Source organism: Citrobacter sp. CRE-46 (assembly GCF_059615875.1).
This window is the reverse complement of the sequence record NZ_CM184341.1, coordinates 2068944-2093589: the sequence shown is the minus strand read 5'-3', so window position 1 is coordinate 2093589 and position 24646 is coordinate 2068944. Positions and strand designations below refer to the sequence as shown.

Here is a 24646-nt window from a genome sequence, read left to right as displayed (position 1 = left end):
ATGTTGGCTGACTCAAAGCAGAGCCAGCAAGAATATCAACTCGCCAAGTTCAATGGCTGCGCCCAACGTATCGCCGGTTTGCCCACCCAACGTACGTTTTAATAACTGCCCAAGAATGAAAATCGCCACCATCGTGACAGCCATCGCTGCTACGCCGCGCATGCCCGGAAGCAGCACGGCGGCCAGGATTGCCGCCAACCCCAGTGTGACGCAGGTTTGACGCCCGGTAACTTTGCCGATAAAGACATTGCCCAGCCCTTCTTCGCGGGCGTAGCGATGTCGATACATCAGCAAAACAGCGCTACCCCGCCCGGCGACACATGCCGCAGCCAGCGCCGCCAGCATTGGCGTGCCACGTAAAGCCAGTTCGCTCACCACCAGCACTTTGGCCAGCAAAACGAAAATTAACGCCAGCCCGCCATGGGTTCCCAGGCGACTGTCGCGCATGATTTCCAGCATCCGTTCGCGTCGACGGGCAGAAAAAATACCGTCACAGGTATCCGCCAGACCGTCCAGATGAAAACCACCGGTCAACAACGCCAGCGTCAATACGGCAAATAAGGCTGCCAGTGGAGTACCACACCAGGGCTGCAGCGCCATAAAGACCAGCCCCGTCAGCCCGCCCAGCACCACGCCTATCAGGGGAAACATCACGATACCGCGCGAATAGTGCTCGAAATCCAGTCCTTGCGACCAGCGAGCAGGAACGGGCAAGCGGCTGATAAAAGAAAGCATTGCCCAGAACAACTTACTCATTTAATTTTGACTCCAATTCCTGATACCACCAGCCACACCTCATCAGCTGCCGTCGCCAGTCTCTGGTTCACGCGTCCGGCAATATCGCGAAAATGCCGGGCCAGACGGTTCTCCGGAACAATCCCCATTCCGACTTCGTTAGTCACCAGGACCACCGTTGCCGGGCAACGGTGACAGGCAGCAATCAGCAAACGGATCTCATCCTCGATGGACTGCTCCATCGCCGCGTAATCCCAGCTATCCGGGTCGCTGTCACCGCCCAGAGCGAACAGCAGATTGGTCACCATGGTGGTGATGCACTCCAGCAAAATGGCTTCCTGAGGATCGTTTGTTGCCGTAATCAGTTCATCGAGATGTTGCCAGCGCTCGGCAGTACGCCAGTGCGCAGGGCGTCCATCGCGATGGTGCTGAATTCGCGCCGCCATCTCCTCATCAAAAATCTGCGAAGTCGCGATATACAGAACGTTTGGGGAATCAGCGATTAGCGCTTCCGCATGCCGACTCTTGCCGCTTCGTGCGCCGCCCGTAACCAGAATCATCATACGGGCTCCCGGTGTTGCTTCATGATGGTATAAATTTTCTCAATATCGATGTGTTGCCGCATCGCATCCGCCAGCAGATCAAACTGCTGCGATTTATATTGCGCGTAATGGAAGGTGGAATCCAGCGGTGCTAATCCTTTGCGTACGCGCAGGCCATTCACCAATGCACGGGTAAATTCATCGCTGTCGAACAGACCGTGAAGATAGGTGCCGAACGCCAGGCCATCCGGTGTTACCGCGCCGTCAGCCACATGTCTGCCTTCTTTGCGCAGCGTCATCACCGACTGGCATGCTTCGGATAATGCCGTTTCGCCCATATGGATTTCATAACCGCGAACGGATAAGTCTGCCGCGCCCGCCAGCCAGTCGGGCAGCGAAGAAGACATTTTCCCCTCAACCAGGGTCGTGGTTTTATGCTGGGCAAAATGGGTCACCGTATTAAGCAAGCCCAGACCCGGCAGCGTACCGAGCCCTGATTCCACCTCATCAATGATGGTGTCGCCGAGCATTTGGTAGCCACCGCAAATCCCCACCACCGGAACGTTATTACGATGCAATTGCACGACGCCATGCGCCATTCCGCTTTCACGCAGCCACACCAGATCGCCCAGTGTGTTTTTGCTGCCTGGCAGAATCACCAGATCGGCCCCTGCCAGTTCTTCAGGCTGGCGAACATAGCGCACGCGCACATCCGGTTGTGCCGCAAGCGCATTGAAATCAGTAAAATTAGAAATGTGCGGAAGTTGAACAACGGCAATGTCGATGTCGCGTTTGTCAGTACGCAGATACTTGCCCTTTTGCAGCGCCACACCATCTTCATCTTCCAGATCAACATCCAGCCATGGCATGACGCCCAGCACCGGAACGCCGGTCAGCGCTTCAATTTGCTCGATACCGGAGTACAGCAACGCCACATCACCGCGAAACTTATTGATGATCACCCCTTTTACCCTGGCGCGTTCATGGTCATGCAGTAGCGCCAGCGTGCCGTAAATAGAGGCAAACACGCCGCCGCGATCGATATCAGCCACCAGAACGACCGGGCATTGCGCCATCTCAGCCATGCCCATATTGACGATATCGCGATCGCGCAGGTTAATCTCAGCGGGGCTTCCCGCGCCTTCCAGCACCAGCACATCGAACTCCTGCGCCAGACTGTTATACACTGACAGGATCTGCTCCCGCAGGCGCGGCTTATACTCGTGGTAACTCACCGCATCCATATCGGTCGCCACTTTGCCCATCAGCACAACCTGCGCTTTACGATCGCTGGTCGGCTTAAGCAGCACCGGATTCATACGCACATCCGGCGTAATGCCGGCCGCCTCAGCCTGAAAAATTTGCGCGCGGCCCATCTCTTTCCCCTCTGGCGTAATGCCCGAGTTCAGCGCCATATTCTGCGATTTGAACGGCGCGGTACGCAGTCCGTCCTGATAAAAAATTCGACACAGCCCGGCGACCAACACGCTTTTACCCACATCAGATGCCGTTCCCTGCAACATTATTGCCTGCGTCATGACGCCTCCTTCAGTGCGTTCTCTCGCATACGACTAAAAAATTCAGCCTCTGTTTTACACAGCGGGAAACCCAGCTCAGTATGCAGCTTTACCAGCCAGGGCTGAGTCAATCCAGCTTGTTCAATAAGATCCGTCCGGGCGAAAACCTCACCCGGCGTGCCGTGCGTCAGCACTTCGCCCCGGCGTAAAACGTAAACTGCATCGCTGACCTCATAGATAAGATCGATATCATGGCTGGAGATAACCACGTGGTTTCCTTGCGCTACGATGCGTTTGATTATCTCAATCATCTGCGTGCGGCCTGATGGGTCAAGGCCTGCAGTAGGTTCATCCAGTAGCAGATATTGCGCCTGCAACACCAGCGCACCGGCAATCGCCACGCGTTTTTTTTGCCCGTGGCTTAAACACTGAATAGGCTGATGGCGAAAATGCTGGGCATCAACCAGCGTGAGCGCATCTTCCACCCGACGTGAGATTTCAGCTTCATCCACCCCAAGGTTGCGCAGACTGAACGCAATATCGCTGTCGATATCGGTATAAAAGATTTGCTGATCGGGATCCTGAAATACGGTTGCCACCTGCTGGCGCAGCGCCAGCAGGCCGCGCTTGCTGTAATCCAGCGGTTTGCCCTGCCACATCACCGCGCCTTGCTGCGGTCGCAATAACCCGCTCAGATTCATAAACAGCGTGGATTTCCCGCAGCCATTGGCCCCTACCAGCCCGGTGACGGCATGCGTAGAAAAGTCCAGCGTTAGCCCTTTGAGGATCGGGTCATCCTGATAGCGAAACCAAAGCGCTGAAGTGGCAAGCATACTTTTCCTTACAGGTGAAAATCACCTTGATACAGTTTGATATCCAGTGTGGTGGTCATTTGCTGGTAGCGGATCAACACACGGGTAAATAACAATCCCACCAGCATCGCCAGCGAGCGGTAGCCCAACGGCAAGCTACGATAACCAAAACGCAGCGTTTGCGCGCGATGAATAGCCAGCGCCTCGTCTAACAGGATAAAAATAAACCGCCAGGTCAGCAGGATCTGTTCAGTCAGCAGGCGAGGAACGTGTGCGCGTTTGAGTAAAATAATCAACTGCGGAAACGGCAGATTCAGCACTAACCAGAAGGTTGCCGCCAGCGCCGCAAGGCTGCGCCAGAAGGTTTCATTGGCAGTGACCAGGCCTGGCGCGCTCACGCCTAACCAATAGCTTCCTACGGGGATACTGGCCAGCAGGGTTTGCGGATCGCGGCTAAAACTAAACAGGATGGTCACAACACCAACCGTCAGAAAACCAAACGGCAATGCCATCCAGCGGCACCAGCGCCAGAAGGAAATGCGCAGCAGCCAGCAGCTCAGCGCGGCAATCAGTAACAGCTCGATACCCTGCCCCAACGGGGGCAGGGTAAACGCCAGAATCATCATCATCAGCCAAAGCAGAAATTTCCGCACCGGCGAGACATGAAACCAGCGGCTTTGATAGCTAAGCCTGTCAAGCCCGGTCATCACGGCGTTGTCTGCCCTTGGTGTAACCCAGAATGTAGAAAATTACGGCTGCGCCCAGCGACCCCTGGAGCGTAAACAGCAGGCTTTCAATTTCGCCACTTGCCGGTTCGTACAACGGCTGGAACCACGGCTCATAATGCGGAGCGATAGCCTGAATCTGGCTTTCCGCCTCACCGTCTGAACCACCGTACTCTCCACCGTGGTTGATAAAGAACGGCAGGATCACCAGCGCCACCACCATGCATAACAAAATCAGCGTCTTTTTCATCGTTAATGTCCTTGTGCGGTTATCAACTGGCGTTTGGTTAGCTGGTCATAAATCATTACGGTGAGCAGACCTTCCGCAATCGCGATGGGGATCTGCGTCAGGCAGAAAATGCCCATGAATTTCACAATCGACCCCATTGCGCCTGCGGACGGATCCGGGAACGCAACGCCCAGTTGCACCGAGGTAACAAAATAGGTGACGAGATCCGCCAGCATGGCGCACAGGAAGACGCAGACATCCCGGCGTAGCCCCGCGCGGCAGGCCATTTTCCACACCATGTAACCTACTACCGGGCCAATCACCGCCATCGACATACCGTTGGCGCCGAGCGTCGTTAAACCACCGTGCGCCAGCAGCAAGGCCTGGAACAGCAGGACGATTGCACCGAGAATAGCGACCACACCCGGTCCGAACAGGATAACCGCCAGGCCGACACCAGTCGGATGCGAGCAGCTTCCGGTAACGGAAGGAATTTTCAGCGCCGACAGCACAAAAATAAACGCGCCGCAGAGGGCCAGTAACACTTTTTGGTGGCTGTCTTCCTGGACGATTTGACGCAAGCGAACTAATCCGTACCACAGGCAAGGTAAAAACAGCAGCCACCAGGCCAGCGCCCACATTGGCGGCAAGAAGCCTTCCATAATGTGCATGGCGAACGCTTGCTCAGGGACAATCATCAGTAATAGCGCCGCAGCCAACCCGCTGAAAGACAGCTGTTTTAGCTGTTGTTCAAGCTTCATTGTGCATACTCCCACTGTTTATTAACCAGAATGGTCAAGAAATAAGGCAGCGGCTGGTCGTCGCTGACTTCGTTGAGATGACGCCAGCACTGCTCACCCGGCAGCGTGGCTTCAGACATCATCAATGCGCAATTCAACAAGCCCTCTTGTTGCAGCAACGCTTTGATGCGCGCAAAACGACCGTATACTTTCATCAGCACCAGGCTGTCATGCTGCTTTAACGCCTGCTGGATTTCCGCTTCCGGCGCGGTACAGGAGACCACCGCCAGCGACTGTTGCTCCATGGCGAGCGGCGTTTTCGAACGCGCGGCAATCGCGGCAAAAGAAGTCACACCCGGAACGATTTCCAACCAGTCAGGACAGCCAATACGCTGGAGTAAAAAGACCCATGTACTAAACAGCATGGCATCACCAAGGGTAATAAAACCAACCTGTTTACCGGCCTCCACTTCCTGAACCAGCGCGGCGGCAACCTCATCCCAGACAGCCTCTTTTTCAGCGCTGTCGGCACTCATCGGAAAATGGCAGCAGCGGACTTCGGTCTGCTCGCCGATATACTCCCGCACGATCGACAGCGCCAGGCTATCGCCGCCTTTACGCCCGGCAGGCGCATAGAGAATATCGAGCTGACCCAGCGTGCGGGCGGCGCGCACGGTGATGAGATCGGAAGCGCCTGGCCCGGTGCTTAACGCGTACAGTTTTCCGCTCATGCCGCTTCCTCCAGCGCCACATTCAGCGCCTGCTGTAAATGCGCCACAAACATGGCGCGCACCGCCGGATTCTCACCCAACCCACTGAGCCACGGCGTAGCCCGTATCCCGGCCGCATTAAACAATGTCTTCCACGAATCGTCTTCGTCGGAGGCCATATCATTGATGGCATGGTCGCCAGCAACTAACATCAGCGGCATCAGATGCACCGCCGTCACCCCTTCCTGAGACAAACTATCAATTAACACATCCACTTCCGGGTAGCTTTCCACCGCCCCGACCCGCGCCGGGTAGCGCTGCGCTGTCATCATATGGTCAAGACAGGCATAAGCGGCAAAGGCATGATGGCTGGCGCCGTGCCCCATAAAGACCACTTTTTCCTTTTCGCCAAGCGACGGCATCTGCTGTTGCAGCGCCAGCATCAGCTGCGCGTAATCTTCATGGCTGCTCAGCAGCGGTACGCCGAGCGTCAGGCGAGAAAACAGCGGACGCATACTTTGTACTTCGCGGACTATTTTTTCGTATTCGTCGCCGTTGATGATGTGCAGCGACTGAATAGCCACATCCTGATACCCCTGCTCTGCCAGCTTTTGCAGCGCCTGCAACGGCGTGTCGATATCAATGCCGTCACGCTGCTTGAGCTTGCGGATAATCATCCCGGAGGTAAACGCACGGAACAGGTCACGATCCGGGCAACTGGCCGCGAGATCGCGCTCGCAGGCCACAATATTTTTCTCACAGGTGTCGTGATAGCTGGTGCCAAAGCTGACCACCAGAAGCGCCTTTTTCATCTCTAACTCCTTAAGCAGCGGCCAGCCAGCGCGTTAAACGCGCCCCAAATGCGGCCTGACTTTCCAGTAACTCTTCTCCCGTCACCAACGGTGCCGGACGTGTAATCACGATGCAGGGGATACCAGCATCCAGACAGGGTTGAACTTTTTCCTGATAACCACCTTCCGCACCGGATGCTTTGGTGATCACCACATCAGCCTGACACTGACGGTAAAACGCGGCGTTGAACTCGGCGCTAAACGGCCCGCACAACGCAAAAATTTCACCGACGCCAAAACCCAGATCCGCGCATTGCTGAATGACCTCAGGTACAGGCAGAACACGCGCCAGCAGCGTTTTTTCCGCTAATCTTTCACGCCAGATGGCTAAATCTTTACTGCCGGTGGTGAGCAACACGCGTTTACCGAAGCGTCGCGCCACCTCGCAGGCTTGCTGAATACTCTGTACGGTAAACAGATGCGGGTGGGTTAAACCACTCAACTGCTCAGGACGTTGGTAGCGGCTCAGCAGCACGCCCGCCGCTTCGCAAGCGCTCACGATATTGCGGCTCACCACCTCGGCATACGGATGCGAGGCGTCAATCACCCAGCGCGTCCGATTTTCCTGCAGCCAGGCAATCATTTGCTCACGCTCCAGACGTCCGCAACGCACCTGGCCTTTGATGTCTCCCGCCAGCTGCTTCCCCGTTGGGGTCGCCACTGACAGGGTGTAGGCCACGTTTGCCGCATCCAGTTGCTGACACAGCATGCGCGCATCGCTGGTACCGCCCATGACCAACACGTCACCGTAATTCACAGCACATAACCTCGTGGCGTGATCATCAGGCCGTCCTGCACGTAGGTTGTTTTGTTGCCAACGATCACCAGACTGGTCATATCAACCGGCTCAAAGTCCATTTCACCGAGAGTGGTCAGCCATTTTTCCTGCTTTTTACGTCCGGCTGACTTCACGATACCGACCGGCGTTTGTGCGCTCTTGCTGGCGGAAAGCAGCTCAAATGCGCGCGCCAGATGTCCTTCACGACCCCGACTGCGCGGGTTGTAGAAACAGATGACAAAGTCGGCTTCGCCAGCGGCAACGATGCGTTTTTCGATAACCGGCCATGGCGTCAGCAGATCGCTTAAGCTGATGTGGCAGAAGTCGTGCATCAACGGCGCGCCCAGTAAGGAGGCGGCGGCGATGCTGGCAGTCATGCCTGGGATCAGTCTGACCTCAACATCCAGCTTTTGCTTACTGACCAGCTCCAGCACCAGCCCGGCCATCCCGTAAATCCCCGCATCACCGCTGCTGATGAGTGCCACATTGTGACCCGCCTGCGCCAGTTCGATCGCCGCCTGACAGCGTTCAATCTCCTTGCACATCCCGGTTTTGATCACCTGTTTGTCGCCAGTAAAGGCCTTTACCAGATGGGTGTAGGTTTTATAGCCAACGATGATTTCCGCTGCCTGCAGTGCTTCAACGGCTTCCATGGTCATCATTGCCTGCGAGCCAGGGCCAATTCCAATTACGCTTAACATCAGTGTGAAACTCCCAAAGTGATAGTGACGCCCTGTTCGCGCAGGGTCTCGCCTAACAGTTGTCCGTGGCTCAGCAGCCAGGCTGCAGGACCAGAAACGCTTCCTGTACCCACCGTTTTACGAACAAACGATGAGGCCGGAAAACGGTGTTCATGCTCACGCAGCGCGTCAGCGGAAAAGGTTTCGAAAGGCACGCGGCAGCACGAAGCCAACTGGATGAGCCCCTGTTCATCTTTTTTCAGCGTGATACTGCCAATGGCTTTGAGCGCCAGCGGGTCGAGTTGCTGGGCTTCAAGTTGACGGGCAAGCAGCGCAGCCAGCAGTGGAAACGGTGTGTCGCGGCGACAACCAATTCCGGCCACGACCCGCTGCGGCACCAGCTTCCAGTGCGGAACAGGCAGTTCGGGTAAGTTGGTGCGTAAGGTGATACACACCAGCGCATCCAGTTCGGGAAGCTGATTGAGATCGGTTACCGTAATAAAACCACGGCGATCGCAATGGCTGATATCCTGGGTCAGTTCGTCATCCCACCACAGGCCAACCCGCTTGTTGCTGACCAGCATCTGATTCACGATCTTCACCGCCGAACGGAAATCGCTCATCCGGGCATTCAACTGGAATGCCAGCGTATCCAGGGCCGCCATATCGTTGACATCCGTCGCCGTGGTAATAACCGGGTCGGCGCCCAACATGCCTGCCAGATAACGCGCCAGCGCATTCGCGCCCCCTGCATGGCCGGAGAGCAGGCTGATGACATGCTGGGCACGTTCATCAATGACCACCACCGCCGGATCGCAAAATTTATCGTTGACCAGCGGGGCCAGTACGCGTACCGCAATGCCGGTCGCTCCGATAAAAATCAGCGCTGAATAATTCATAAACGCTTCGCGGGCAGTATTGGCAAAGCCGTTTTCAAAGGGAATAAACCCCTCCTCCAGCAGCTTTTCACTGGTAAAACAGGTGACCGGCAGCATAGCAGCCAGACGTTTCGCCAGCACAACGCCGCCTGGCGTCAGGCAAAAAAGCGCAATTGACTCAGACTTTACGGTATTCATGGCTAAAGTCCGCCGCATAGAGTTTGGAGTAGTGATACTCCGAGCCCAGGAAATCACCGACCAGAATCAGGGCCGTTTTGCGGATGCCCGCATCGCGAACCTTGTCGCCAATATCCGCCAGAGTACCGCGCACGGTCTGGCTTTCCGGCCAGGTCGCCTTGTAGATCACCGCCACTGGCGTGGTCGCCGGATAACCGCCTTCAATCAAACGCTCGGCCACCCGATGAATACGCTGGACGGACAGATAAATCGCCATAGATGTCTGGTGACTGGCAAACGACTCCAGTTGTTCGCGCTCGGGGACCGGCGTGCGCCCTTCCAGACGGGTAATGATCAGGCTTTGGGAGACTTCAGGCACGGTGTACTCCACGCCGAGTTCCGCCGCCGCACCGAGGAATGCGCTGACGCCGGGCACCACCTGCCAGTCGATCCCGCGTTTGGTCAGTTCCTCGCCCTGCTCGCGGACGGAACCGTATAGTGAGACATCGCCAGTTTGCAGACGCACCACGGTCTTGCCAGCCTTCACGCCAGCTTCCATCAGATCGAGGATCTGCTCCAGATGCAGTTCAGCGCTGTCGTGGCATTCAGCACCGGCGGGGCAATATTCCAGCAGTTCGGTGTTAATCAGCGATCCAGCGTAGATAACCACCTGCGCCTGCTGTAGCAAACGGTAACCTTTGAGGGTAATCAGCTCGCGATCGCCAGGACCTGCGCCAACGAACCACACGCTACGGGGATCAAAAATCTCAGACATGGTTTCCTTCCTTCTGACAGGCGATAACAAATACGGGGTTATTCGGTTTGAAATAATGACCACTGCCAAGCGTGGTAAGCGAGGAAACCTGTAGCTGCAGGCAATCCACTCCCTGTACGCCAAGATGGTCCAGATGAGCCAGCGCGGTATTGAGGTTTTCCTGAAGGATAAACGTCATGACCAGCCGCCCGGCGGGATGCAGCTGACGCATCGACCAGTCAATGAGATCGGTCAGATGCCCACCGCTGCCGCCCATAAAAATGGCATCGGCTTTTTCGGCGATGGTCATTGGCGCAACGCCGGGAAAAATGTCGATATTTGCGCAGGCAAAATGCTGGCGATTTTCATCCAGCAACCTGAGCGCCGCCGGGTTACGTTCGATTGCCGTCACACGCAATCCTGGATATTGCAGCGCCGCTTCTATCGACACACTGCCTGTTCCCGCACCAATATCAATCAGGTGACTGGCGCGGTGTAATTCAAGTTTTGAGAGGGCAAGTGCGCGTACCGCTTCTTTGGTCATCGGCACCTTCTCTCCACGCAGAAACAGCTCATCTTTCATCAAGGATCACCACTGCATTCATGTCATAGTCGGCATTAATTTCACTCACAGGCAGGACATGGATCCGCTCGTTTTCCATCGCCAGGTTTTCGCCAATAACCATCCAGCGATGTCCCTTGCCTCGAGTGATTAGCTGCTGCGCGATTTCACGTGGGCCGCACAACGCATCTGTAACCATCCCCACCTTGTTATGTCGGGCCAGTTCATCGAAACAGACGCTGCGCCCGTGGCTACTGGTCAGCCACATATCGTTCATATCGATACCGGACTGCGCGCACAGATACTGCACCGCGCTAATACCGGGAATAATGCGTACCTGCCCGATGCCAAAATGCGCCACCATGCGCGTCCCAATGCCGTAGAACAGCGGATCGCCAGACGCCAGCACGACGACATGCTTATCCTTGTGCGCAGTTACCCAGTTCAGGAGCTCCGCGATATTGGCGCCAAGAGCAAACCGTTCACCGGTGAAATCCGGGAATTGCTGCAAATGCCGTTTTCCGCCGACCAGCACGTCAGCCGTTGCGACCGCTTCACGCGCCGCAGGCGTCATCAAATGCAAACCCGCGGGTCCCATTCCCACAACGGTTAACATTGCATCTCCTCAGCAATTTCTGCGATCGGGCGATTACTGCCAAGCACCTGATTGTCAAACGAGAACATGATGGCGTCGCAGGTCGGGGGATTTTTGGTAAAGCGCAACGTTTGCAGAACGCGCATACAGATCCGCTCCGCCAGATGGTTATAAATATGCTGAAAGCCGTACGCGTCGATGTGTTCCATCGCCGCTTCGGTAGTATCGCAGTCGCTGACCAGCCTCAGCAGTTCCAGCGGCGCGCCAAGCAACGCGAGATGGGCCACCAGCGTTTCCATGCGCGCATCGGCAATATGGCTGTGGGTATGGAAGATCCCCGCCGCGATTTTGATAAGTTTCCCGGGATGTCCCACCAGCACGATTTGCCGAAATCCCAGACGGACGGCTTCTTCAATCATGTAGCCGACAAAGTTGCTCATGGTGACCACAACCTGGGTGTCGATGCCCATCTGTTCACGCACAAAACGTTCACCGTGGTTTCCCGGCACCAGAACCACGCGATCCAGACCCGCCGCGCGTTTAATTTCCAGCTCCAGCGACAGCGAACGCTTCCAGCTCTCTTCCGACATTGGCGTGACGATACCCGTGGTGCCAATAATCGAAATGCCGCCCAGAATGCCAAGCCGCGAGTTGTAAGTTTTTTGCGCCCGCTCTTCGCCTTCCGGCGCGAAGATTTCAATCTGCGCCCCACGATTTGGACCAATCGCTTCACGTACCGCCGACTCAATGGTCTGGCGAGGTGTGCGGTTAATCGCCGAACTCCCCACCGGTAGACCGATCCCTTTGCGGGTAACCGTACCGACCCCTTCACCGCCCTGTAAGGCGATCACGCCACTATCATCTAACGTCACGCGGGCAAAAATCAGCATGCCATGCGTGGCATCGACATCATCGCCACCGTCTTTACGGATCGCGGCTATCGCCTGCTGCCCTTCGATATGCGGCGATTCGACGTTCAGGCACAGCGTCACCCCGGAAGGCGTCACGATGGAAACCTGATGGATCAGGTGCTGGCGCAATACCATCAGCGCCGCCACTTTTGCAGCCGCCGTCGCGCACGATCCCGTGGTATATCCTTTACGCAGCGCTTTGCCGTTGTGCCACACCGGCGTATCGAAGGCCTCGCTCATCGCGCCCCCTGCATGTGATAAAGCATGGCATTGACGATAGCAGCGGCGACGTTACTCCCCCCTTTACGGCCTAACGCAGCAATGGCCGGCAGGTTGCTTTGGGTCAGGGCATCTTTCGACTCTTCAGCACCAACGAACCCAACCGGTACACCAACCACACCGCTAACCGCAACATCATGTTCAAGCAGGCGGAACAGCGCTGTCGGCGCGTTGCCAAAAACAAACAGCTTTTCCCCCTCTTCTTTCACCGCAATATCGACAGCCGCCATTGAGCGGGTGATCCCCTGCTCTTTTGCCGTACGTACGACTCGTGGATCGCTGATATAGCAGCGGCACTCGCCGCCAAATTTTGCCAGCAGCGTTTTATTGATCCCGGAAAGGGCCATGGTGGTATCGGTATAAATCACGCTCGAACGGCTAAGCGCCGCGCAGAACTGCTCCAGCACATCACTGGAAAACCACAGAATGTCCAGCCAGTCGAAATCCGCCGTAGTGTGAATGACCCGCTTGATAATGGCTTCATGCAACGGACTGGCAAACTGATAGTCCGGACGGGTTTCACGGATAATCTCGCCTATAATGTCGAAACTTTTGGCCTCAATAGCCTGGGGTTGCTGGATATATTGCATAGTGTTGTCCTCAGGCTACACCGACCAGCAGCCACCGCAGCGCGATAAACAGCGCCAGTGCCAGCGTCGATGCCACCCACATCAATCGAATCGTATGGGAAATGTCGTCTACCGAAATGTCGCGTTGTGCATCACCAATCCACGGTTTCTCAACGCGCTCGCCAAAGTAGTCATTAGGGCCACCCAGACGAATACCTAATGCCCCGGCAACGGAGGCCTCCGACCACGCGCAGTTTGGGCTACTGTGGTTGTAGCGATCGCGCCAGCCGATCTGCAAAGCACGCGAGCCGTCCTGACGGCATAAAAAAGCTGCCGCGCCCAGCAGCAGCCAGCTCAGCCTCGCAGGAATATAATTTGCGACATCATCCAGACGCGCGCTGACCATACCGATAGCGCGGTATTTTTCATGTTTGTAACCCACCATGGAGTCAAGGGTATTTACCGCTTTGTAGGCCATCGCCAAAGGCGCGCCGCCGAGAAGAAGGAAAAACAGCGGCGCGATGATGCCGTCAACGGTGTTTTCGGCCACGGTTTCCACCACGGCACGATTGACCTGCTGAGGTTGTAATTGCGAGGTATCGCGACCTACGATCCAAGATAACTTTTCCCGACTTGCGGCAAGGTTACCGGCACGCAACGGACGTTCGACATCCTGCGCGGCGTTCGCCAGACAGCGCCCCGCCAGCACGGTAAAGATCATCCAAACCTCTACCACCCAACCAAGCCAGGGATGAATAGAGTGCGCCAGCGCCAGTACGCCCCAGGACACAGCCCAGGTCAGGCCAACCACCACTACCCACATCGCCGCGCCACCAATGCGCAACGCACGATCGCTATGGCAGTAGCGCCGCACGACTCGCTGCATGGCAGAAATCAGATTGCCAATCCAGCGCACCGGATGCGGCCAGTTCTGCGGATCGCCAATAATAAAATCAAGCAGCCAGGCAACACACCACGCAAGGATCGTCATAGCGCGCTCCTCGCGGCTGCCAACCAATGGTTAAGCATCTGCGGACGTTGGGCAAAATGAACGTGTAGATAGCTGGCGAAAGTGTTACCCACCTGCCAGCCGCCGGACCAGGTCTGCAACGTTTTGCCATCGCGCACTTTGCGACAGTGCATCACCGCGGGAGTTTCAGGAATAAAATCTGAGTAGTGAAATTCATGCCCGCGCAGCACTTCGCCTTCTGCAGCTAACAAGGTTTGCTGCGCGGCCTGCGCCTCGCAGTAGCCAAATCGGGTCAGACGTTTCCCCATTTTGCTGTGACCGGGAATGATATCCGCCATCAACCAGCTATCACCGTGGCTGTCCTCCAGCGAACTGCCGAGATACATCAGCCCACCGCACTCGGCGTAAATCGCCACGCCGCGGTGATGTGCGGCTCGCAATTGCTTAAGCATCGGGACATTACGGGCCAGAGCCGCAGCATGTAACTCAGGGTATCCGCCACCCAGCCAGATCATCTGACAATCAGGTAAACAGGTGTCGTGCAACGGGCTAAAACGCACAATCTTCAACCCCGTGCGTTCAAGCAAAGTAATATTGTCCGGGTAATAAAAGTTGAACGCTTCGTCATCAGCGATAGCAAGCGTTAGCCCTTCTCCAGCATCAGTATCGGGAAGCGTAGGCCATTCACCCGCAGGGAGGGTGTTTAGCTGGCTTAATTTCAGTAGAGCATCGATATCCAGCGTCTGCTCCAGCGTCGCGGCAAAGTCCTGCCACGGCTGCTGATTGATAACAGACTCACGCGCAGTAACCAGCCCCAGATGACGCTCCGGAAGCGCAACGCCTTCCATACGGGGAACGTAGCCTAATACAGGAACGGAACAGTAACGCTCAATCGCCACCTTCAGCAGCTGATAATGCGTTTCGCTGTTGACCCGATTAACGATCACCCCGGCGATGTTCAGCGTGGGATCAAAATGCTGAAAACCCATTACCGTTGCGGCTATCGAGGTAGAAACAGCTTTACCATCAACCAGTAAGATGACCGGGCAACCTAACTGTTTGGCCATCGCGGCGGTACTGCAGTAGTTCGGGTCGGTACCATAACCGTCATACAACCCCATCACGCCTTCAATCACGGCGATATCGGCATGTTGCACCTGCTCGCGGAATAAAGCATTCAGAGTGGAAGCGGGAAGCATGAAGCTATCAAGATTGCGGGAAGCGGTACCGCATACCGCTGTATGCCAGCCGGTATCAAGGTAATCAGGCCCCACTTTGCAAGGCTGGACGCGTAAACCGCGTTTTTTCAACAAGCTCAACAAGCCCAGCGTCACCGTGGTTTTACCACAGCCGCTTCCGGTACCTGCAAGAACAAATGCGTGAAAATTGGCCGCCATACCCTGATCCTGTTCAGGGTGGTAGGGGTGTAGAGATACCCAGTCTCTCGACTGTATGCATCTGAACCACCCACTTCCCACCGAAGTTGTTGGTAGTCACTGACAGGCAGGTCTTCTGGCTTAGCGTCATCCTCACCCGTCCTTCCCAATCTTGCGATCAGTGGTCCATACGGGGTCGTCAGCATCACAGCAGCGGGGGCTGCGGGGGATTCTCACCCCCTTCCCTACCACAAATGTGGCAAACCTGTCAGTTCAGGAGCCGTAATTAAGCTCCCTGTTATGAGGTAAATTCACGACCTCATGACAATAATTCAATTTAATATCTTTCCGGATTCATTCAGCCAATTATCTGGCATAAACCCACTTATTCACATGTTCACATTTTGAATGAAAGTGTCAGCAAAGAATAAAGAAAGTCAGGCATACAGACACTGTATCTCATCACAAAAATAAAAACTGGTGCAGTTTATCCCTCTAATACTATTATTTTGTTGCGCTATGACAATTTATTGACTGCTGTTGTTACTTTTCATTTTATAATTACTGACATAGCGCCCGATATCAAAAATCGGCAATAGCAAAATATTGCTATTTAAGCGGACTCACCGCGTGAAATGACATTTATTTGCTGGCGAAATGCCTGCGGCGTAACCTGATACGTCTGGCGGAATACTTTGCAGAAATAGCTGGTTTGTGAAAAGCCTAAATTACGCGCAATGCTGGCTATGCTCCAGTCACTATGACAGAGCAACTCTTTGGCACTCGCCATTCGCTGTTGATTTACCCAGGCGTTAAACCCGATACCCTGATATTTTTTGAACAATTTACTGAAATAGTAAGGGCTAAGGTAAACATGAGACGCAACATCTTCCAGGCGTAACTCATCTGACAAATGCGCATCAATATAGCGCAGCGCTTTTTTCATTTTGCTGTCGTGAGGATTCGGCGTTCGGTTGGCGCGTACCGGCTCTGCCTGCTGCGGGTTGTCTTTGATAACCACAAAATTTAGTTGTTTTTTAAGGCAATTTTCCACGATGAGCTTTAGCAGATCCGCCGAGGCGATAACGCGCGAATAGTCCATCTCCGGCACATTACGAAATTCACTGAGCAGTTCGGGATCGGCTTGCCAGCGGTCATCGACGTTCAGGATATCCACCAGGCCGACATCGTTACTTAAACGCACCTGACCACACAATACGAACCCAACCAGGTGACCCGCAATTACCAGCGGAATTGAGAAGTCGGTAAGCCCCGCGTGGCAGCGATAGATGCAGGGTTGATCGGATTTTGAAGCTTCCAGCCCGCCACAGCGATCGCTCATACGACAACGGGTACTGTGCTGAGGATGCTGGCGCATCAACTGACAAAAAGGGGTGAAATTAAAAAGCTCAGAAATTTCATCACCGTGAATATTGACAACCACAACAGCCAGACTGGTGGCCTGCGCAAAATCCTGTGCGATTTTATTAATGAGTTCTGAGTTCAGGGCACTCGCAGAAATCATGATAAAACCTCTCAGTTAATTTATTGTTATAAATAAAACATACTATTTACACATCCAGTTTCATCTCGCTTTCCAGGGCGCTGATGAAAGTCATCATCGAACATAACAAAAGTCTCCCATTGTGGGGAGACTTTTTCAGCGGTTCAGGAAACCGGATCACGAAAACAGTTTTTACGCTTTAAAAATAAACATCTTCCGTGAAGCTAGCTCTCATTTTCCTCCAGTTTACACGTATTACACGGTAAATTTTTGCCAATAAAATAACGATAAATTGCTGCGCCCGCGCACGCACCGATGATGGGGGCCACAATCGGTACGATGAAATAAGGGATATCACGCCCGCCAGTCATCGCCACATCTCCCCACCCGGCCATCCATGCAAATAATTTTGGACCGAAATCACGTGCCGGGTTCATCGCAAATCCGGTGAGCGGCCCGGTAGATGCACCGAGAACAGCCACCAGAATGCCAATCAATAAAGGCGCCAATGGCCCTCTGGGGACGCCATTACCGTCATCGGTAAGTGCCATGATCATGCCCATCAGAATGGAAGTGATCACTACTTCAACCAGCGCAGCCTGCCAGACGCTGAGCGCCGCCGCTGGATAAGTACTAAAAATACTGGCCAGTTGCAGGCTTTCAAGGCTGCCGCGTACCATTTGATGGGCAGACTCATATTCGGTAAATAGACTTCCGTACAGCAGATAGGCTAGCAACGCGCCGCCAAAGGCACCCGCAACCTGCGCTACGGTGTATGGCACAACTTTGCGCCCCGGAAAACAGGCAAATAACCACAGGGCGATGGTGATTGCAGGATTGAGATGCGCGCCAGAAATCCCCGCTGTCAGGTAAACGGCAAGCGAGATCCCCAACCCCCATATGATGCAGATCTCCCATAATCCCAAACTGGCGCCCGCGACTTTAAGTGCGCTCAGGCATCCGATGCCAAAAAACAAAAACAGCCCGGTACCCAAAAACTCAGCAATGCATTGCGCTTTTAGTGAATCGTTCATTGTGACACCTTCTAAGCAGAGTTCGTGTCTTTACCAGCGGACTCCTTGCTGGTACGTAGAATACTTCAAGGCTTACTATAAAAAGCCGTATCGGCAAAATGTTGGCAATCTGAAGGCGGCATGCCCCTCAAAATCGTGCTGAGATAGCAAATTCTTGCTATCACTTTTATTAAAACAGGCGAGAACACAGGGAAATCCACTATTAGTGGTACATTTGTGAAACGATAAAATATTGCTATTGGCAGAATTATGTTTTCAGACAATCATCACATTTTCATTTTCCGCATAGCAAATGCCATTTTTAATGTCACTAACAAAAGTGTAAATATGGAATTGAAATAACTAAATATTCATATTATGAAAATAAAAAATAACCATTAAAAACAAAAAGATAAAATAAAACACAGCAATTTTATATCACCATAACCTCACTATTTTTTCATTCATACTTTCAACTCAGCCATTCTTTTTCCTCGCTTCTTTTTATAGTCATGAATATCGGGACAACCCAGGCGAGGTCTTTATGCAACAAGAAGCGTTAGGAATGGTAGAAACCAAAGGCTTAACTGCAGCCATAGAGGCCGCAGATGCAATGGTGAAATCAGCCAATGTAATGCTGGTCGGCTACGAAAAAATTGGTTCGGGGCTGGTAACCGTTATTGTCCGCGGCGATGTCGGCGCAGTCAAAGCAGCAACAGATGCCGGCGCCGCCGCAGCCCGTAATGTGGGAGAAGTGAAAGCCGTACACGTTATCCCGCGCCCTCATACCGATGTAGAAAAAATCTTACCGAAGGGAATTAGCTAATGAGCAGCAATGAGCTGGTTGAACAGATCATGGCGCAGGTGATTGCTCGCGTGGCAACCCCAGAACAGCAGGCTATCCCTGAAAATAATCACCCAACACGAGAAACGGCTATGGCAGAGAAAAGCTGCAGTTTAACGGAGTTTGTCGGTACCGCGATCGGCGACACCGTCGGTCTGGTAATCGCCAACGTAGACAGCGCCTTACTGGACGCGATGAAACTTGAAAAACGTTATCGCTCCATTGGCATCCTTGGCGCCCGTACTGGCGCGGGTCCGCACATTATGGCCGCCGATGAAGCGGTAAAAGCAACAAATACGGAAGTCGTCAGTATTGAATTACCACGAGATACCAAAGGCGGCGCGGGCCACGGCTCGCTGATTATCCTCGGCGGCAACGATGTTTCCGACGTGAAACGCGGAATTGAGGTTGCGCTGAAAGAGCTGGATCGCACCTTTGGCGATGTTTATGCCAACGAAGCCGGTCACATCGAGATGCAATACACCGCCCGCGCCAGCTACGCGCTGGAAAAAGCCTTTGGCGCGCCGATTGGCCGTGCCTGTGGCGTGATTGTCGGCGCACCAGCCTCCGTGGGTGTCCTGATGGCTGATACTGCGCTGAAATCCGCCAATGTAGAAGTTGTAGCCTACAGCTCCCCGGCCCATGGCACCAGCTTCAGCAACGAAGCCATTCTGGTCATCTCTGGTGATTCCGGCGCAGTTCGTCAGGCTGTTATCTCCGCCCGTGAAATCGGTAAAACCGTACTCGGGACCCTCGGCTCAGAGCCGAAAAACGATCGTCCGTCCTATATCTGATATCAGTGAGGCTGATTCATGAGATCGAAAAGATTTGAAGCACTGGCGAAACGCCCTGTGAATCAGGATGGTTTCGTTAAGGAGTGGATCGAAGAAGGCTTCATTGCGATGGAAAGCCCGAACGACCCTAAACCATCGATTAAAATCGTCAACGGTACTGTGACTGAACTGGACGGCAAATCCGCCAGTGAATTTGACTTAATTGACCATTTCATTGCCCGCTACGGCATTAACCTGGCGCGCGCTGAAGAAGTCATGGCAATGGACTCGGTCAAACTGGCCAATATGCTTTGCGACCCTAACGTGAAGCGCAAAGATATCGTACCGCTGACCACCGCCATGACACCAGCAAAAATTGTCGAAGTGGTGTCCCATATGAACGTCGTCGAGATGATGATGGCCATGCAGAAAATGCGTGCTCGTCGAACTCCGTCTCAACAGGCGCACGTCACTAACGTCAAAGATAACCCGGTACAGATTGCCGCTGACGCCGCAGAAGGCGCATGGCGCGGATTTGACGAACAGGAAACGACCGTTGCCGTCGCACGCTACGCGCCATTTAACGCCATTGCCTTGTTAGTCGGTTCACAGGTTGGACGCCCTGGCGTGTTAACTCAGTGCTCTCTGGAAGAAGCAACCGAACTTAAGCTCGGCATGCTGGGCCACACATGCTACGCGGAAACTATCTCCGTCTATGGTACAGAACCCGTCTTTACCGACGGCGACGACACACCATGGTCGAAAGGCTTCCTCGCCTCTTCCTACGCCTCTCGCGGCCTGAAAATGCGCTTTACTTCCGGCTCTGGCTCTGAAGTACAGATGGGTTATGCCGAAGGTAAATCGATGCTTTATCTGGAAGCCCGCTGCATTTACATCACCAAAGCCGCTGGCGTGCAGGGTTTGCAAAACGGCTCAGTAAGCTGCATCGGCGTACCTTCTGCCGTGCCGTCCGGTATTCGTGCGGTTCTGGCCGAAAACCTGATCTGTTCTTCTCTGGATCTGGAATGCGCCTCCAGCAACGACCAGACCTTTACCCACTCGGATATGCGTCGTACCGCGCGTCTGCTGATGCAGTTCCTGCCAGGTACTGACTTCATCTCTTCCGGTTATTCCGCGGTGCCGAACTACGACAACATGTTCGCCGGTTCCAACGAAGATGCTGAAGACTTTGACGACTACAACGTTATCCAGCGCGACCTGAAAGTGGACGGCGGCCTGCGTCCGGTTCGAGAAGAAGATGTTATCGCCATTCGTAACAAAGCGGCCCGCGCGCTGCAGGCTGTGTTTGCCGGGATGGGATTACCGCCAATCACTGATGAAGAAGTGGAAGCTGCGACTTACGCTCACGGATCGAAAGATATGCCAGAGCGCAACATCGTTGAAGACATCAAATTTGCACAAGAGATCATCAGTAAAAATCGCAACGGTCTTGAAGTGGTAAAAGCGCTTGCTCAGGGCGGGTTTACCGATGTTGCGCAGGACATGCTCAACATCCAGAAAGCCAAGTTAACCGGGGATTATCTGCATACCTCCGCCATTATCGTTGGCGACGGACAGGTGCTATCCGCAGTAAATGACGTCAATGACTATGCCGGTCCGGCAACAGGTTATCGCCTGCAAGGCGAACGCTGGGAAGAGATCAAAAACATCCCTGGCGCACTTGATCCCAACGAACTTGGCTAAGGGGTGAAAAATGGAAATTAATGAAAAGCTGCTGCGCCAGATAATTGAAGACGTGCTGTCTGAAATGCAGACCAGCGACAAACCCGTCTCATTCCACGCATCGACAGCGGCAAGCGCGCCGCAGGCCGCAGCGATACAGGGCGAAAGTTTTCTGACTGAGATTGGCGAAGCTAAACAAGGTCAGCAGCAAGACGAAGTGATTATTGCCGTAGGTCCAGCGTTCGGGCTCTCACAAACCGTCAATATCGTCGGGCTCCCGCATAAGAATATCTTGCGCGAAGTGATTGCCGGAATTGAAGAGGAAGGCATTAAAGCACGCGTTATCCGCTGCTTTAAATCCTCTGATGTCGCGTTTGTCGCCGTGGAAGGCAACCGTCTGAGCGGTTCCGGGATCTCTATCGGCATCCAGTCAAAAGGCACCACGGTTATCCACCAGCAGGGGTTACCGCCGCTTTCTAATCTGGAACTGTTCCCTCAGGCGCCGCTTCTGACGCTGGAAACCTATCGTCAGATCGGTAAAAACGCCGCGCGTTATGCCAAGCGTGAATCTCCGCAACCGGTCCCTACTCTGAATGACCAGATGGCCCGACCTAAGTACCAGGCGAAATCGGCCATTCTGCACATTAAAGAGACCAAATATGTCGTGACGGGCAAAAACCCGCAGGAACTGCGCGTGGCGCTTTGATAAAGGATAACTCCATGAATACCGACGCAATTGAATCGATGGTTCGGGATGTGCTGAGCCGGATGAACAGCCTGCAAGGCGAGTCCGCAACTCCGGTTGCGGCAAGTTCATCAGCACATACCGCGAAAGTCACGGATTACCCTCTTGCGAATAAACATCCTGAGTGGGTAAAAACCGCGACCAACAAAACCCTGGATGACTTCACACTCGAAAATGTTCTGAGCAACAAGGTGACGGCACAGGACATGCGCATCACCCCCGAAACGCTGCGCCTGCAGGCGGAAATCGCCAAAGATGCCGGGCGTGACAGGCTGGCGATGAACTTTGAGCGCGCCGCAGAGCTAACCGCTGTACCTGACGATCGCATCCTGGAGATCTACAACGCGCTACGCCCGTATCGCTCGACTAAAGATGAGCTGATGGCTATCGCTGACGATCTCGAAAATCGTTATCAGGCAAAGATCTGTGCGGCTTTCGTTCGTGAAGCGGCTGCGCTGTATGTTGAGCGTAAAAAACTCAAAGGCGACGACTAACTCAGGGACAGGATCATGCGATATATAGCTGGCATTGACATAGGTAACTCATCAACGGAAGTCGCTCTGGCTACCCTGGATGAGTCTGGTGCGCTGTGTATTACCAACAGCGCCCTGGCAGAAACCACCGGGATAAAAGGCACATTGCGTAATGTGTTTGGCATTCAGGAGGCACTTACGCTGGCAGCAAAAAACGCCGGCATCAATGTCAGCGATATTTCGCTCATCCGTATTAACGAAGCCACTCCGGTCATTGGCGACGTGGCGATGGAAACAATCACCGAAACCATCATCACTGAATCCACCATGATCGGCCATAACCCTAAAACGCCGGGCGGTGTCGGGCTGGGTGTTGGCATTACTATTACGCCGGAAGAGCTGCTCAGCCGTCCGGCGGATACACCTTATATTCTGGTGGTGTCATCGGCATTTGATTTCGCCGATGTCGCCACGATGATTAATGCCTCGGTACGCGCCGGATACCAGTTAACTGGCGTAATTTTGCAGCAAGACGATGGCGTGTTGGTCAGCAATCGTCTGACTCACCCCCTGCCCATCGTGGATGAAGTGCTTCATATCGACCGTATCCCATTGGGTATGTTAGCTGCTATTGAGGTCGCGGTTCCCGGAAAGGTCATTGAAACGCTTTCTAACCCCTACGGGATTGCAACTGTCTTTGGTCTCAATGCCGACGAGACTAAAAACATTGTCCCGATGGCGCGCGCGCTGATCGGCAACCGCTCTGCCGTGGTGGTGAAAACGCCGTCAGGCGATGTGAAAGCACGAGCCATTCCCGCCGGAAATCTGGAGCTACAGTCACAAGGGCGTACCGTACGCGTCGACGTTGCAGCAGGCGCTGACGCGATTATGAAAGCCGTTGGTGAGTGCCCGAAACTGGATAATGTTACCGGCGAAGCGGGGACCAATATTGGCGGCATGCTGGAACATGTACGCCAGACAATGGCTGAATTAACCAACAAACCCAGTCAGGAAATCTTTATTCAGGATCTACTGGCGGTTGATACCTCGGTTCCCGTCAGCGTGACCGGTGGACTTGCCGGTGAGTTTTCTCTGGAACAGGCTGTCGGTATTGCCTCAATGGTGAAATCAGATCGCCTGCAAATGGCAATGATTGCCCAGGAGATCACGCAAAAGCTCAACATTGATGTCCAGGTTGGCGGGGCTGAAGCCGAAGCGGCCATTCTCGGGGCCTTAACCACTCCGGGTACGACGCGACCACTGGCTATTCTGGATCTCGGTGCGGGATCGACCGACGCCTCCATCATCAACCCGAAAGGCGAAATTATTGCCACACACCTGGCGGGCGCGGGCGATATGGTCACGATGATTATTGCCCGTGAACTGGGGCTGGATGACCGTTATCTGGCCGAAGAGATCAAAAAGTACCCGCTGGCGAAAGTTGAGAGCTTGTTCCATCTTCGCCACGAAGATGGCAGCGTTCAGTTCTTCCCTGAGCCTCTTCCGCCAACGGTTTTTGCCCGCGTGTGCGTAGTAAAACCTGATGAGCTGGTGCCCCTGCCAGGCGAACTGGCGCTGGAGAAAGTACGGGCCATTCGCCGCAGCGCCAAGGAGCGCGTTTTTGTCACCAACGCGCTCAGAGCGTTACGTCAGGTGAGTCCGACCGGGAACATTCGGGATATTCCCTTTGTGGTGCTGGTTGGCGGCTCGTCCCTGGACTTTGAAGTACCGCAACTGGTCACCGATGCGCTGGCGCATTATCGCCTGGTTGCCGGGCGCGGCAACATTCGTGGCACCGAGGGTCCGCGCAATGCGGTCGCGACCGGGCTGATTCTCTCCTGGCACAAGGCGTTCGCTCATGGAAAGTAATCTCAACACGCCCGCTATCGTTATCTTCACCACCGGTGACTGTGCTGACACCTGGAACGACGTGCTGCTGGGTATTGAAGAAGAAGGGATCCCGTTTGTGATTCAGGAGAACCATTCAGCCGACGTTATCCACAACGCATGGCTCGCGGCATGCCAGTCGCCGCTGCTGGTTGGCATTGGCTGCAGTCGCGAAAAACTGGTCGTGCACTACAAAAATCTACCCGCGTCAGCGCCGCTTTTTACGCTGATGTATCAACAAGATAACCACGCTCGTCGCAGCATCGGTAATAACGCTGCGCGGCTGGTTAAAGGCATTCCATTCCGGGAATGCCACTCATAACCCACAGGAGAC

The 24646-nt window shown here is 54.3% G+C and carries 28 protein-coding genes and 1 riboswitch; of the genes, 7 read left to right on the top strand and 21 right to left on the bottom strand.

The window, feature by feature from the left end:
• Nucleotides 1–12: 12 nt before the first annotated feature.
• The 21 genes from cobS to pduF all read right to left on the bottom strand — a co-directional run bounded on the left by cobS (nt 13) and on the right by pduF (nt 17928).
• Nucleotides 13–756 (bottom strand): adenosylcobinamide-GDP ribazoletransferase, encoded by a 744-nt coding sequence (cobS, locus tag AC534G_RS09855; protein WP_038641631.1) that lies wholly within the window; start codon nt 754–756, stop codon nt 13–15.
• Nucleotides 753–1298: a bifunctional adenosylcobinamide kinase/adenosylcobinamide-phosphate guanylyltransferase gene (gene cobU / locus AC534G_RS09850; protein ID WP_069323548.1), complete on the bottom strand. Its 546-nt coding sequence runs from the start codon at nt 1296–1298 to the stop codon at nt 753–755. Before cobU ends, cobS begins: the two co-directional genes overlap by 4 nt.
• Nucleotides 1295–2815 (bottom strand): cobyric acid synthase, encoded by a 1521-nt coding sequence (locus tag AC534G_RS09845; protein ID WP_110497563.1) that lies wholly within the window; start codon nt 2813–2815, stop codon nt 1295–1297. Before AC534G_RS09845 ends, cobU begins: the two co-directional genes overlap by 4 nt.
• Nucleotides 2812–3627 (bottom strand): energy-coupling factor ABC transporter ATP-binding protein, encoded by an 816-nt coding sequence (locus tag AC534G_RS09840; protein ID WP_038641638.1) that lies wholly within the window; start codon nt 3625–3627, stop codon nt 2812–2814. The genes AC534G_RS09845 and AC534G_RS09840 overlap by 4 nt, the downstream gene beginning before the upstream one ends.
• A gap of 8 nt (nt 3628–3635) precedes the next feature.
• Nucleotides 3636–4313, bottom strand: a complete 678-nt coding sequence (locus AC534G_RS09835) for an energy-coupling factor ABC transporter transmembrane protein (RefSeq protein ID WP_016156861.1) — start codon at nt 4311–4313, stop codon at nt 3636–3638.
• Nucleotides 4300–4581: an energy-coupling factor ABC transporter substrate-binding protein gene (locus AC534G_RS09830; RefSeq protein ID WP_038641640.1), complete on the bottom strand. Its 282-nt coding sequence runs from the start codon at nt 4579–4581 to the stop codon at nt 4300–4302. Before AC534G_RS09830 ends, AC534G_RS09835 begins: the two co-directional genes overlap by 14 nt.
• A gap of 2 nt (nt 4582–4583) precedes the next feature.
• On the bottom strand, nt 4584–5321 hold the full coding sequence (gene cbiM / locus AC534G_RS09825; RefSeq protein ID WP_038641642.1) for a cobalt ECF transporter S component CbiM: 738 nt from the start codon (nt 5319–5321) through the stop codon (nt 4584–4586).
• Entirely contained in the window at nt 5318–6031 is a 714-nt protein-coding gene (locus tag AC534G_RS09820; RefSeq protein ID WP_496594539.1) for a cobalt-factor II C(20)-methyltransferase, read from the bottom strand. Before AC534G_RS09820 ends, cbiM begins: the two co-directional genes overlap by 4 nt.
• Nucleotides 6028–6822 (bottom strand): sirohydrochlorin cobaltochelatase, encoded by a 795-nt coding sequence (cbiK, locus tag AC534G_RS09815; RefSeq protein ID WP_110497561.1) that lies wholly within the window; start codon nt 6820–6822, stop codon nt 6028–6030. The genes AC534G_RS09820 and cbiK overlap by 4 nt, the downstream gene beginning before the upstream one ends.
• Nucleotides 6823–6832: 10 nt before the next feature.
• Nucleotides 6833–7618 (bottom strand): cobalt-precorrin-6A reductase, encoded by a 786-nt coding sequence (locus AC534G_RS09810; RefSeq protein ID WP_038641647.1) that lies wholly within the window; start codon nt 7616–7618, stop codon nt 6833–6835.
• On the bottom strand, nt 7615–8340 hold the full coding sequence (locus tag AC534G_RS09805; protein ID WP_003030278.1) for a precorrin-3B C(17)-methyltransferase: 726 nt from the start codon (nt 8338–8340) through the stop codon (nt 7615–7617). The genes AC534G_RS09810 and AC534G_RS09805 overlap by 4 nt, the downstream gene beginning before the upstream one ends.
• Complete coding sequence (gene cbiG / locus AC534G_RS09800) at nt 8340–9395, bottom strand: cobalt-precorrin 5A hydrolase (RefSeq protein ID WP_496594538.1); 1056 nt, start codon at nt 9393–9395, stop codon at nt 8340–8342. Before cbiG ends, AC534G_RS09805 begins: the two co-directional genes overlap by 1 nt.
• Entirely contained in the window at nt 9376–10149 is a 774-nt protein-coding gene (locus AC534G_RS09795; RefSeq protein WP_496594537.1) for a cobalt-precorrin-4 methyltransferase, read from the bottom strand. The genes cbiG and AC534G_RS09795 overlap by 20 nt, the downstream gene beginning before the upstream one ends.
• A complete protein-coding gene (locus AC534G_RS09790; RefSeq protein WP_038641653.1) occupies nt 10142–10711 on the bottom strand; it encodes a decarboxylating cobalt-precorrin-6B (C(15))-methyltransferase in 570 nt (189 codons plus the stop codon). Before AC534G_RS09790 ends, AC534G_RS09795 begins: the two co-directional genes overlap by 8 nt.
• Nucleotides 10701–11306, bottom strand: coding sequence for a cobalt-precorrin-7 (C(5))-methyltransferase (locus tag AC534G_RS09785; RefSeq protein WP_061381971.1), 606 nt, complete (start codon nt 11304–11306; stop codon nt 10701–10703). Before AC534G_RS09785 ends, AC534G_RS09790 begins: the two co-directional genes overlap by 11 nt.
• Entirely contained in the window at nt 11300–12436 is a 1137-nt protein-coding gene (gene cbiD, locus AC534G_RS09780) for a cobalt-precorrin-5B (C(1))-methyltransferase CbiD (RefSeq protein WP_038641657.1), read from the bottom strand. Before cbiD ends, AC534G_RS09785 begins: the two co-directional genes overlap by 7 nt.
• Nucleotides 12433–13065: a cobalt-precorrin-8 methylmutase gene (locus AC534G_RS09775; protein ID WP_008785140.1), complete on the bottom strand. Its 633-nt coding sequence runs from the start codon at nt 13063–13065 to the stop codon at nt 12433–12435. Before AC534G_RS09775 ends, cbiD begins: the two co-directional genes overlap by 4 nt.
• Before the next feature lie 10 nt (nt 13066–13075).
• Nucleotides 13076–14035, bottom strand: a complete 960-nt coding sequence (gene cbiB, locus AC534G_RS09770; RefSeq protein ID WP_110497559.1) for an adenosylcobinamide-phosphate synthase CbiB — start codon at nt 14033–14035, stop codon at nt 13076–13078.
• Nucleotides 14032–15411, bottom strand: coding sequence for a cobyrinic acid a,c-diamide synthase CobB (locus AC534G_RS09765; RefSeq protein ID WP_087855994.1), 1380 nt, complete (start codon nt 15409–15411; stop codon nt 14032–14034). Before AC534G_RS09765 ends, cbiB begins: the two co-directional genes overlap by 4 nt.
• A gap of 88 nt (nt 15412–15499) precedes the next feature.
• Nucleotides 15500–15674, bottom strand: a riboswitch (cobalamin riboswitch).
• 329 nt (nt 15675–16003) lie between these two features.
• Complete coding sequence (gene pocR / locus AC534G_RS09760) at nt 16004–16915, bottom strand: transcriptional regulator PocR (RefSeq protein WP_006683984.1); 912 nt, start codon at nt 16913–16915, stop codon at nt 16004–16006.
• A gap of 203 nt (nt 16916–17118) precedes the next feature.
• The gene (pduF, locus tag AC534G_RS09755; protein ID WP_087855993.1) at nt 17119–17928 is read right to left on the bottom strand and encodes a propanediol diffusion facilitator PduF; all 810 of its coding nucleotides are present in this window, start codon (nt 17926–17928) and stop codon (nt 17119–17121) included.
• A 523-nt stretch (nt 17929–18451) separates the two neighbouring features.
• On the opposite strand from pduF, the gene pduA reads away from it, so the two are divergent.
• From pduA to AC534G_RS09720, 7 genes are read left to right on the top strand one after another with little or no spacing between them, the layout of a single operon-like run.
• The gene (pduA, locus tag AC534G_RS09750; RefSeq protein WP_003030255.1) at nt 18452–18733 is read left to right on the top strand and encodes a propanediol utilization microcompartment protein PduA; all 282 of its coding nucleotides are present in this window, start codon (nt 18452–18454) and stop codon (nt 18731–18733) included.
• Nucleotides 18733–19545, top strand: a complete 813-nt coding sequence (pduB, locus tag AC534G_RS09745) for a propanediol utilization microcompartment protein PduB (protein WP_003030252.1) — start codon at nt 18733–18735, stop codon at nt 19543–19545. The genes pduA and pduB overlap by 1 nt, the downstream gene beginning before the upstream one ends.
• An 18-nt stretch (nt 19546–19563) precedes the next feature.
• The gene (gene pduC, locus AC534G_RS09740) at nt 19564–21228 is read left to right on the top strand and encodes a propanediol dehydratase large subunit PduC (RefSeq protein WP_038641668.1); all 1665 of its coding nucleotides are present in this window, start codon (nt 19564–19566) and stop codon (nt 21226–21228) included.
• 10 nt (nt 21229–21238) lie between these two features.
• Nucleotides 21239–21913: a propanediol dehydratase medium subunit PduD gene (pduD, locus tag AC534G_RS09735; RefSeq protein WP_087855992.1), complete on the top strand. Its 675-nt coding sequence runs from the start codon at nt 21239–21241 to the stop codon at nt 21911–21913.
• Between the two features lie 14 nt (nt 21914–21927).
• Nucleotides 21928–22446: a propanediol dehydratase small subunit PduE gene (gene pduE / locus AC534G_RS09730; protein WP_016153529.1), complete on the top strand. Its 519-nt coding sequence runs from the start codon at nt 21928–21930 to the stop codon at nt 22444–22446.
• Nucleotides 22447–22461: 15 nt separating this feature from the next.
• Nucleotides 22462–24294, top strand: a complete 1833-nt coding sequence (locus AC534G_RS09725; protein ID WP_038641673.1) for a diol dehydratase reactivase subunit alpha — start codon at nt 22462–22464, stop codon at nt 24292–24294.
• Entirely contained in the window at nt 24284–24634 is a 351-nt protein-coding gene (locus tag AC534G_RS09720) for a glycerol dehydratase reactivase beta/small subunit family protein (RefSeq protein WP_038641675.1), read from the top strand. Before AC534G_RS09725 ends, AC534G_RS09720 begins: the two co-directional genes overlap by 11 nt.
• Nucleotides 24635–24646: the final 12 nt, after the last annotated feature.

Excerpts from the sequence above, each read along its gene's own strand:
- cobS (WP_038641631.1), bottom strand. The coding sequence starts at position 756 with ATGAGTAAGTTGTTCTGGGCAATGCTTTCTTTTATCAGCCGCTTGCCC.
- cobU (WP_069323548.1), bottom strand. The coding sequence starts at position 1,298 with ATGATGATTCTGGTTACGGGCGGCGCACGAAGCGGCAAGAGTCGGCAT.
- AC534G_RS09845 (WP_110497563.1), bottom strand. The coding sequence starts at position 2,815 with ATGACGCAGGCAATAATGTTGCAGGGAACGGCATCTGATGTGGGTAAA.
- AC534G_RS09840 (WP_038641638.1), bottom strand. The coding sequence starts at position 3,627 with ATGCTTGCCACTTCAGCGCTTTGGTTTCGCTATCAGGATGACCCGATC.
- AC534G_RS09835 (WP_016156861.1), bottom strand. The coding sequence starts at position 4,313 with ATGACCGGGCTTGACAGGCTTAGCTATCAAAGCCGCTGGTTTCATGTC.
- AC534G_RS09830 (WP_038641640.1), bottom strand. The coding sequence starts at position 4,581 with ATGAAAAAGACGCTGATTTTGTTATGCATGGTGGTGGCGCTGGTGATC.
- cbiM (WP_038641642.1), bottom strand. The coding sequence starts at position 5,321 with ATGAAGCTTGAACAACAGCTAAAACAGCTGTCTTTCAGCGGGTTGGCT.
- AC534G_RS09820 (WP_496594539.1), bottom strand. The coding sequence starts at position 6,031 with ATGAGCGGAAAACTGTACGCGTTAAGCACCGGGCCAGGCGCTTCCGAT.
- cbiK (WP_110497561.1), bottom strand. The coding sequence starts at position 6,822 with ATGAAAAAGGCGCTTCTGGTGGTCAGCTTTGGCACCAGCTATCACGAC.
- AC534G_RS09805 (WP_003030278.1), bottom strand. The coding sequence starts at position 8,340 with ATGTTAAGCGTAATTGGAATTGGCCCTGGCTCGCAGGCAATGATGACC.
- cbiG (WP_496594538.1), bottom strand. The coding sequence starts at position 9,395 with ATGAATACCGTAAAGTCTGAGTCAATTGCGCTTTTTTGCCTGACGCCA.
- AC534G_RS09795 (WP_496594537.1), bottom strand. The coding sequence starts at position 10,149 with ATGTCTGAGATTTTTGATCCCCGTAGCGTGTGGTTCGTTGGCGCAGGT.
- AC534G_RS09790 (WP_038641653.1), bottom strand. The coding sequence starts at position 10,711 with ATGAAAGATGAGCTGTTTCTGCGTGGAGAGAAGGTGCCGATGACCAAA.
- AC534G_RS09785 (WP_061381971.1), bottom strand. The coding sequence starts at position 11,306 with ATGTTAACCGTTGTGGGAATGGGACCCGCGGGTTTGCATTTGATGACG.
- cbiD (WP_038641657.1), bottom strand. The coding sequence starts at position 12,436 with ATGAGCGAGGCCTTCGATACGCCGGTGTGGCACAACGGCAAAGCGCTG.
- AC534G_RS09775 (WP_008785140.1), bottom strand. The coding sequence starts at position 13,065 with ATGCAATATATCCAGCAACCCCAGGCTATTGAGGCCAAAAGTTTCGAC.
- cbiB (WP_110497559.1), bottom strand. The coding sequence starts at position 14,035 with ATGACGATCCTTGCGTGGTGTGTTGCCTGGCTGCTTGATTTTATTATT.
- AC534G_RS09765 (WP_087855994.1), bottom strand. The coding sequence starts at position 15,411 with ATGGCGGCCAATTTTCACGCATTTGTTCTTGCAGGTACCGGAAGCGGC.
- pocR (WP_006683984.1), bottom strand. The coding sequence starts at position 16,915 with ATGATTTCTGCGAGTGCCCTGAACTCAGAACTCATTAATAAAATCGCA.
- pduF (WP_087855993.1), bottom strand. The coding sequence starts at position 17,928 with ATGAACGATTCACTAAAAGCGCAATGCATTGCTGAGTTTTTGGGTACC.
- pduA (WP_003030255.1), top strand. The coding sequence starts at position 18,452 with ATGCAACAAGAAGCGTTAGGAATGGTAGAAACCAAAGGCTTAACTGCA.
- pduB (WP_003030252.1), top strand. The coding sequence starts at position 18,733 with ATGAGCAGCAATGAGCTGGTTGAACAGATCATGGCGCAGGTGATTGCT.
- pduC (WP_038641668.1), top strand. The coding sequence starts at position 19,564 with ATGAGATCGAAAAGATTTGAAGCACTGGCGAAACGCCCTGTGAATCAG.
- pduD (WP_087855992.1), top strand. The coding sequence starts at position 21,239 with ATGGAAATTAATGAAAAGCTGCTGCGCCAGATAATTGAAGACGTGCTG.
- pduE (WP_016153529.1), top strand. The coding sequence starts at position 21,928 with ATGAATACCGACGCAATTGAATCGATGGTTCGGGATGTGCTGAGCCGG.
- AC534G_RS09725 (WP_038641673.1), top strand. The coding sequence starts at position 22,462 with ATGCGATATATAGCTGGCATTGACATAGGTAACTCATCAACGGAAGTC.
- AC534G_RS09720 (WP_038641675.1), top strand. The coding sequence starts at position 24,284 with ATGGAAAGTAATCTCAACACGCCCGCTATCGTTATCTTCACCACCGGT.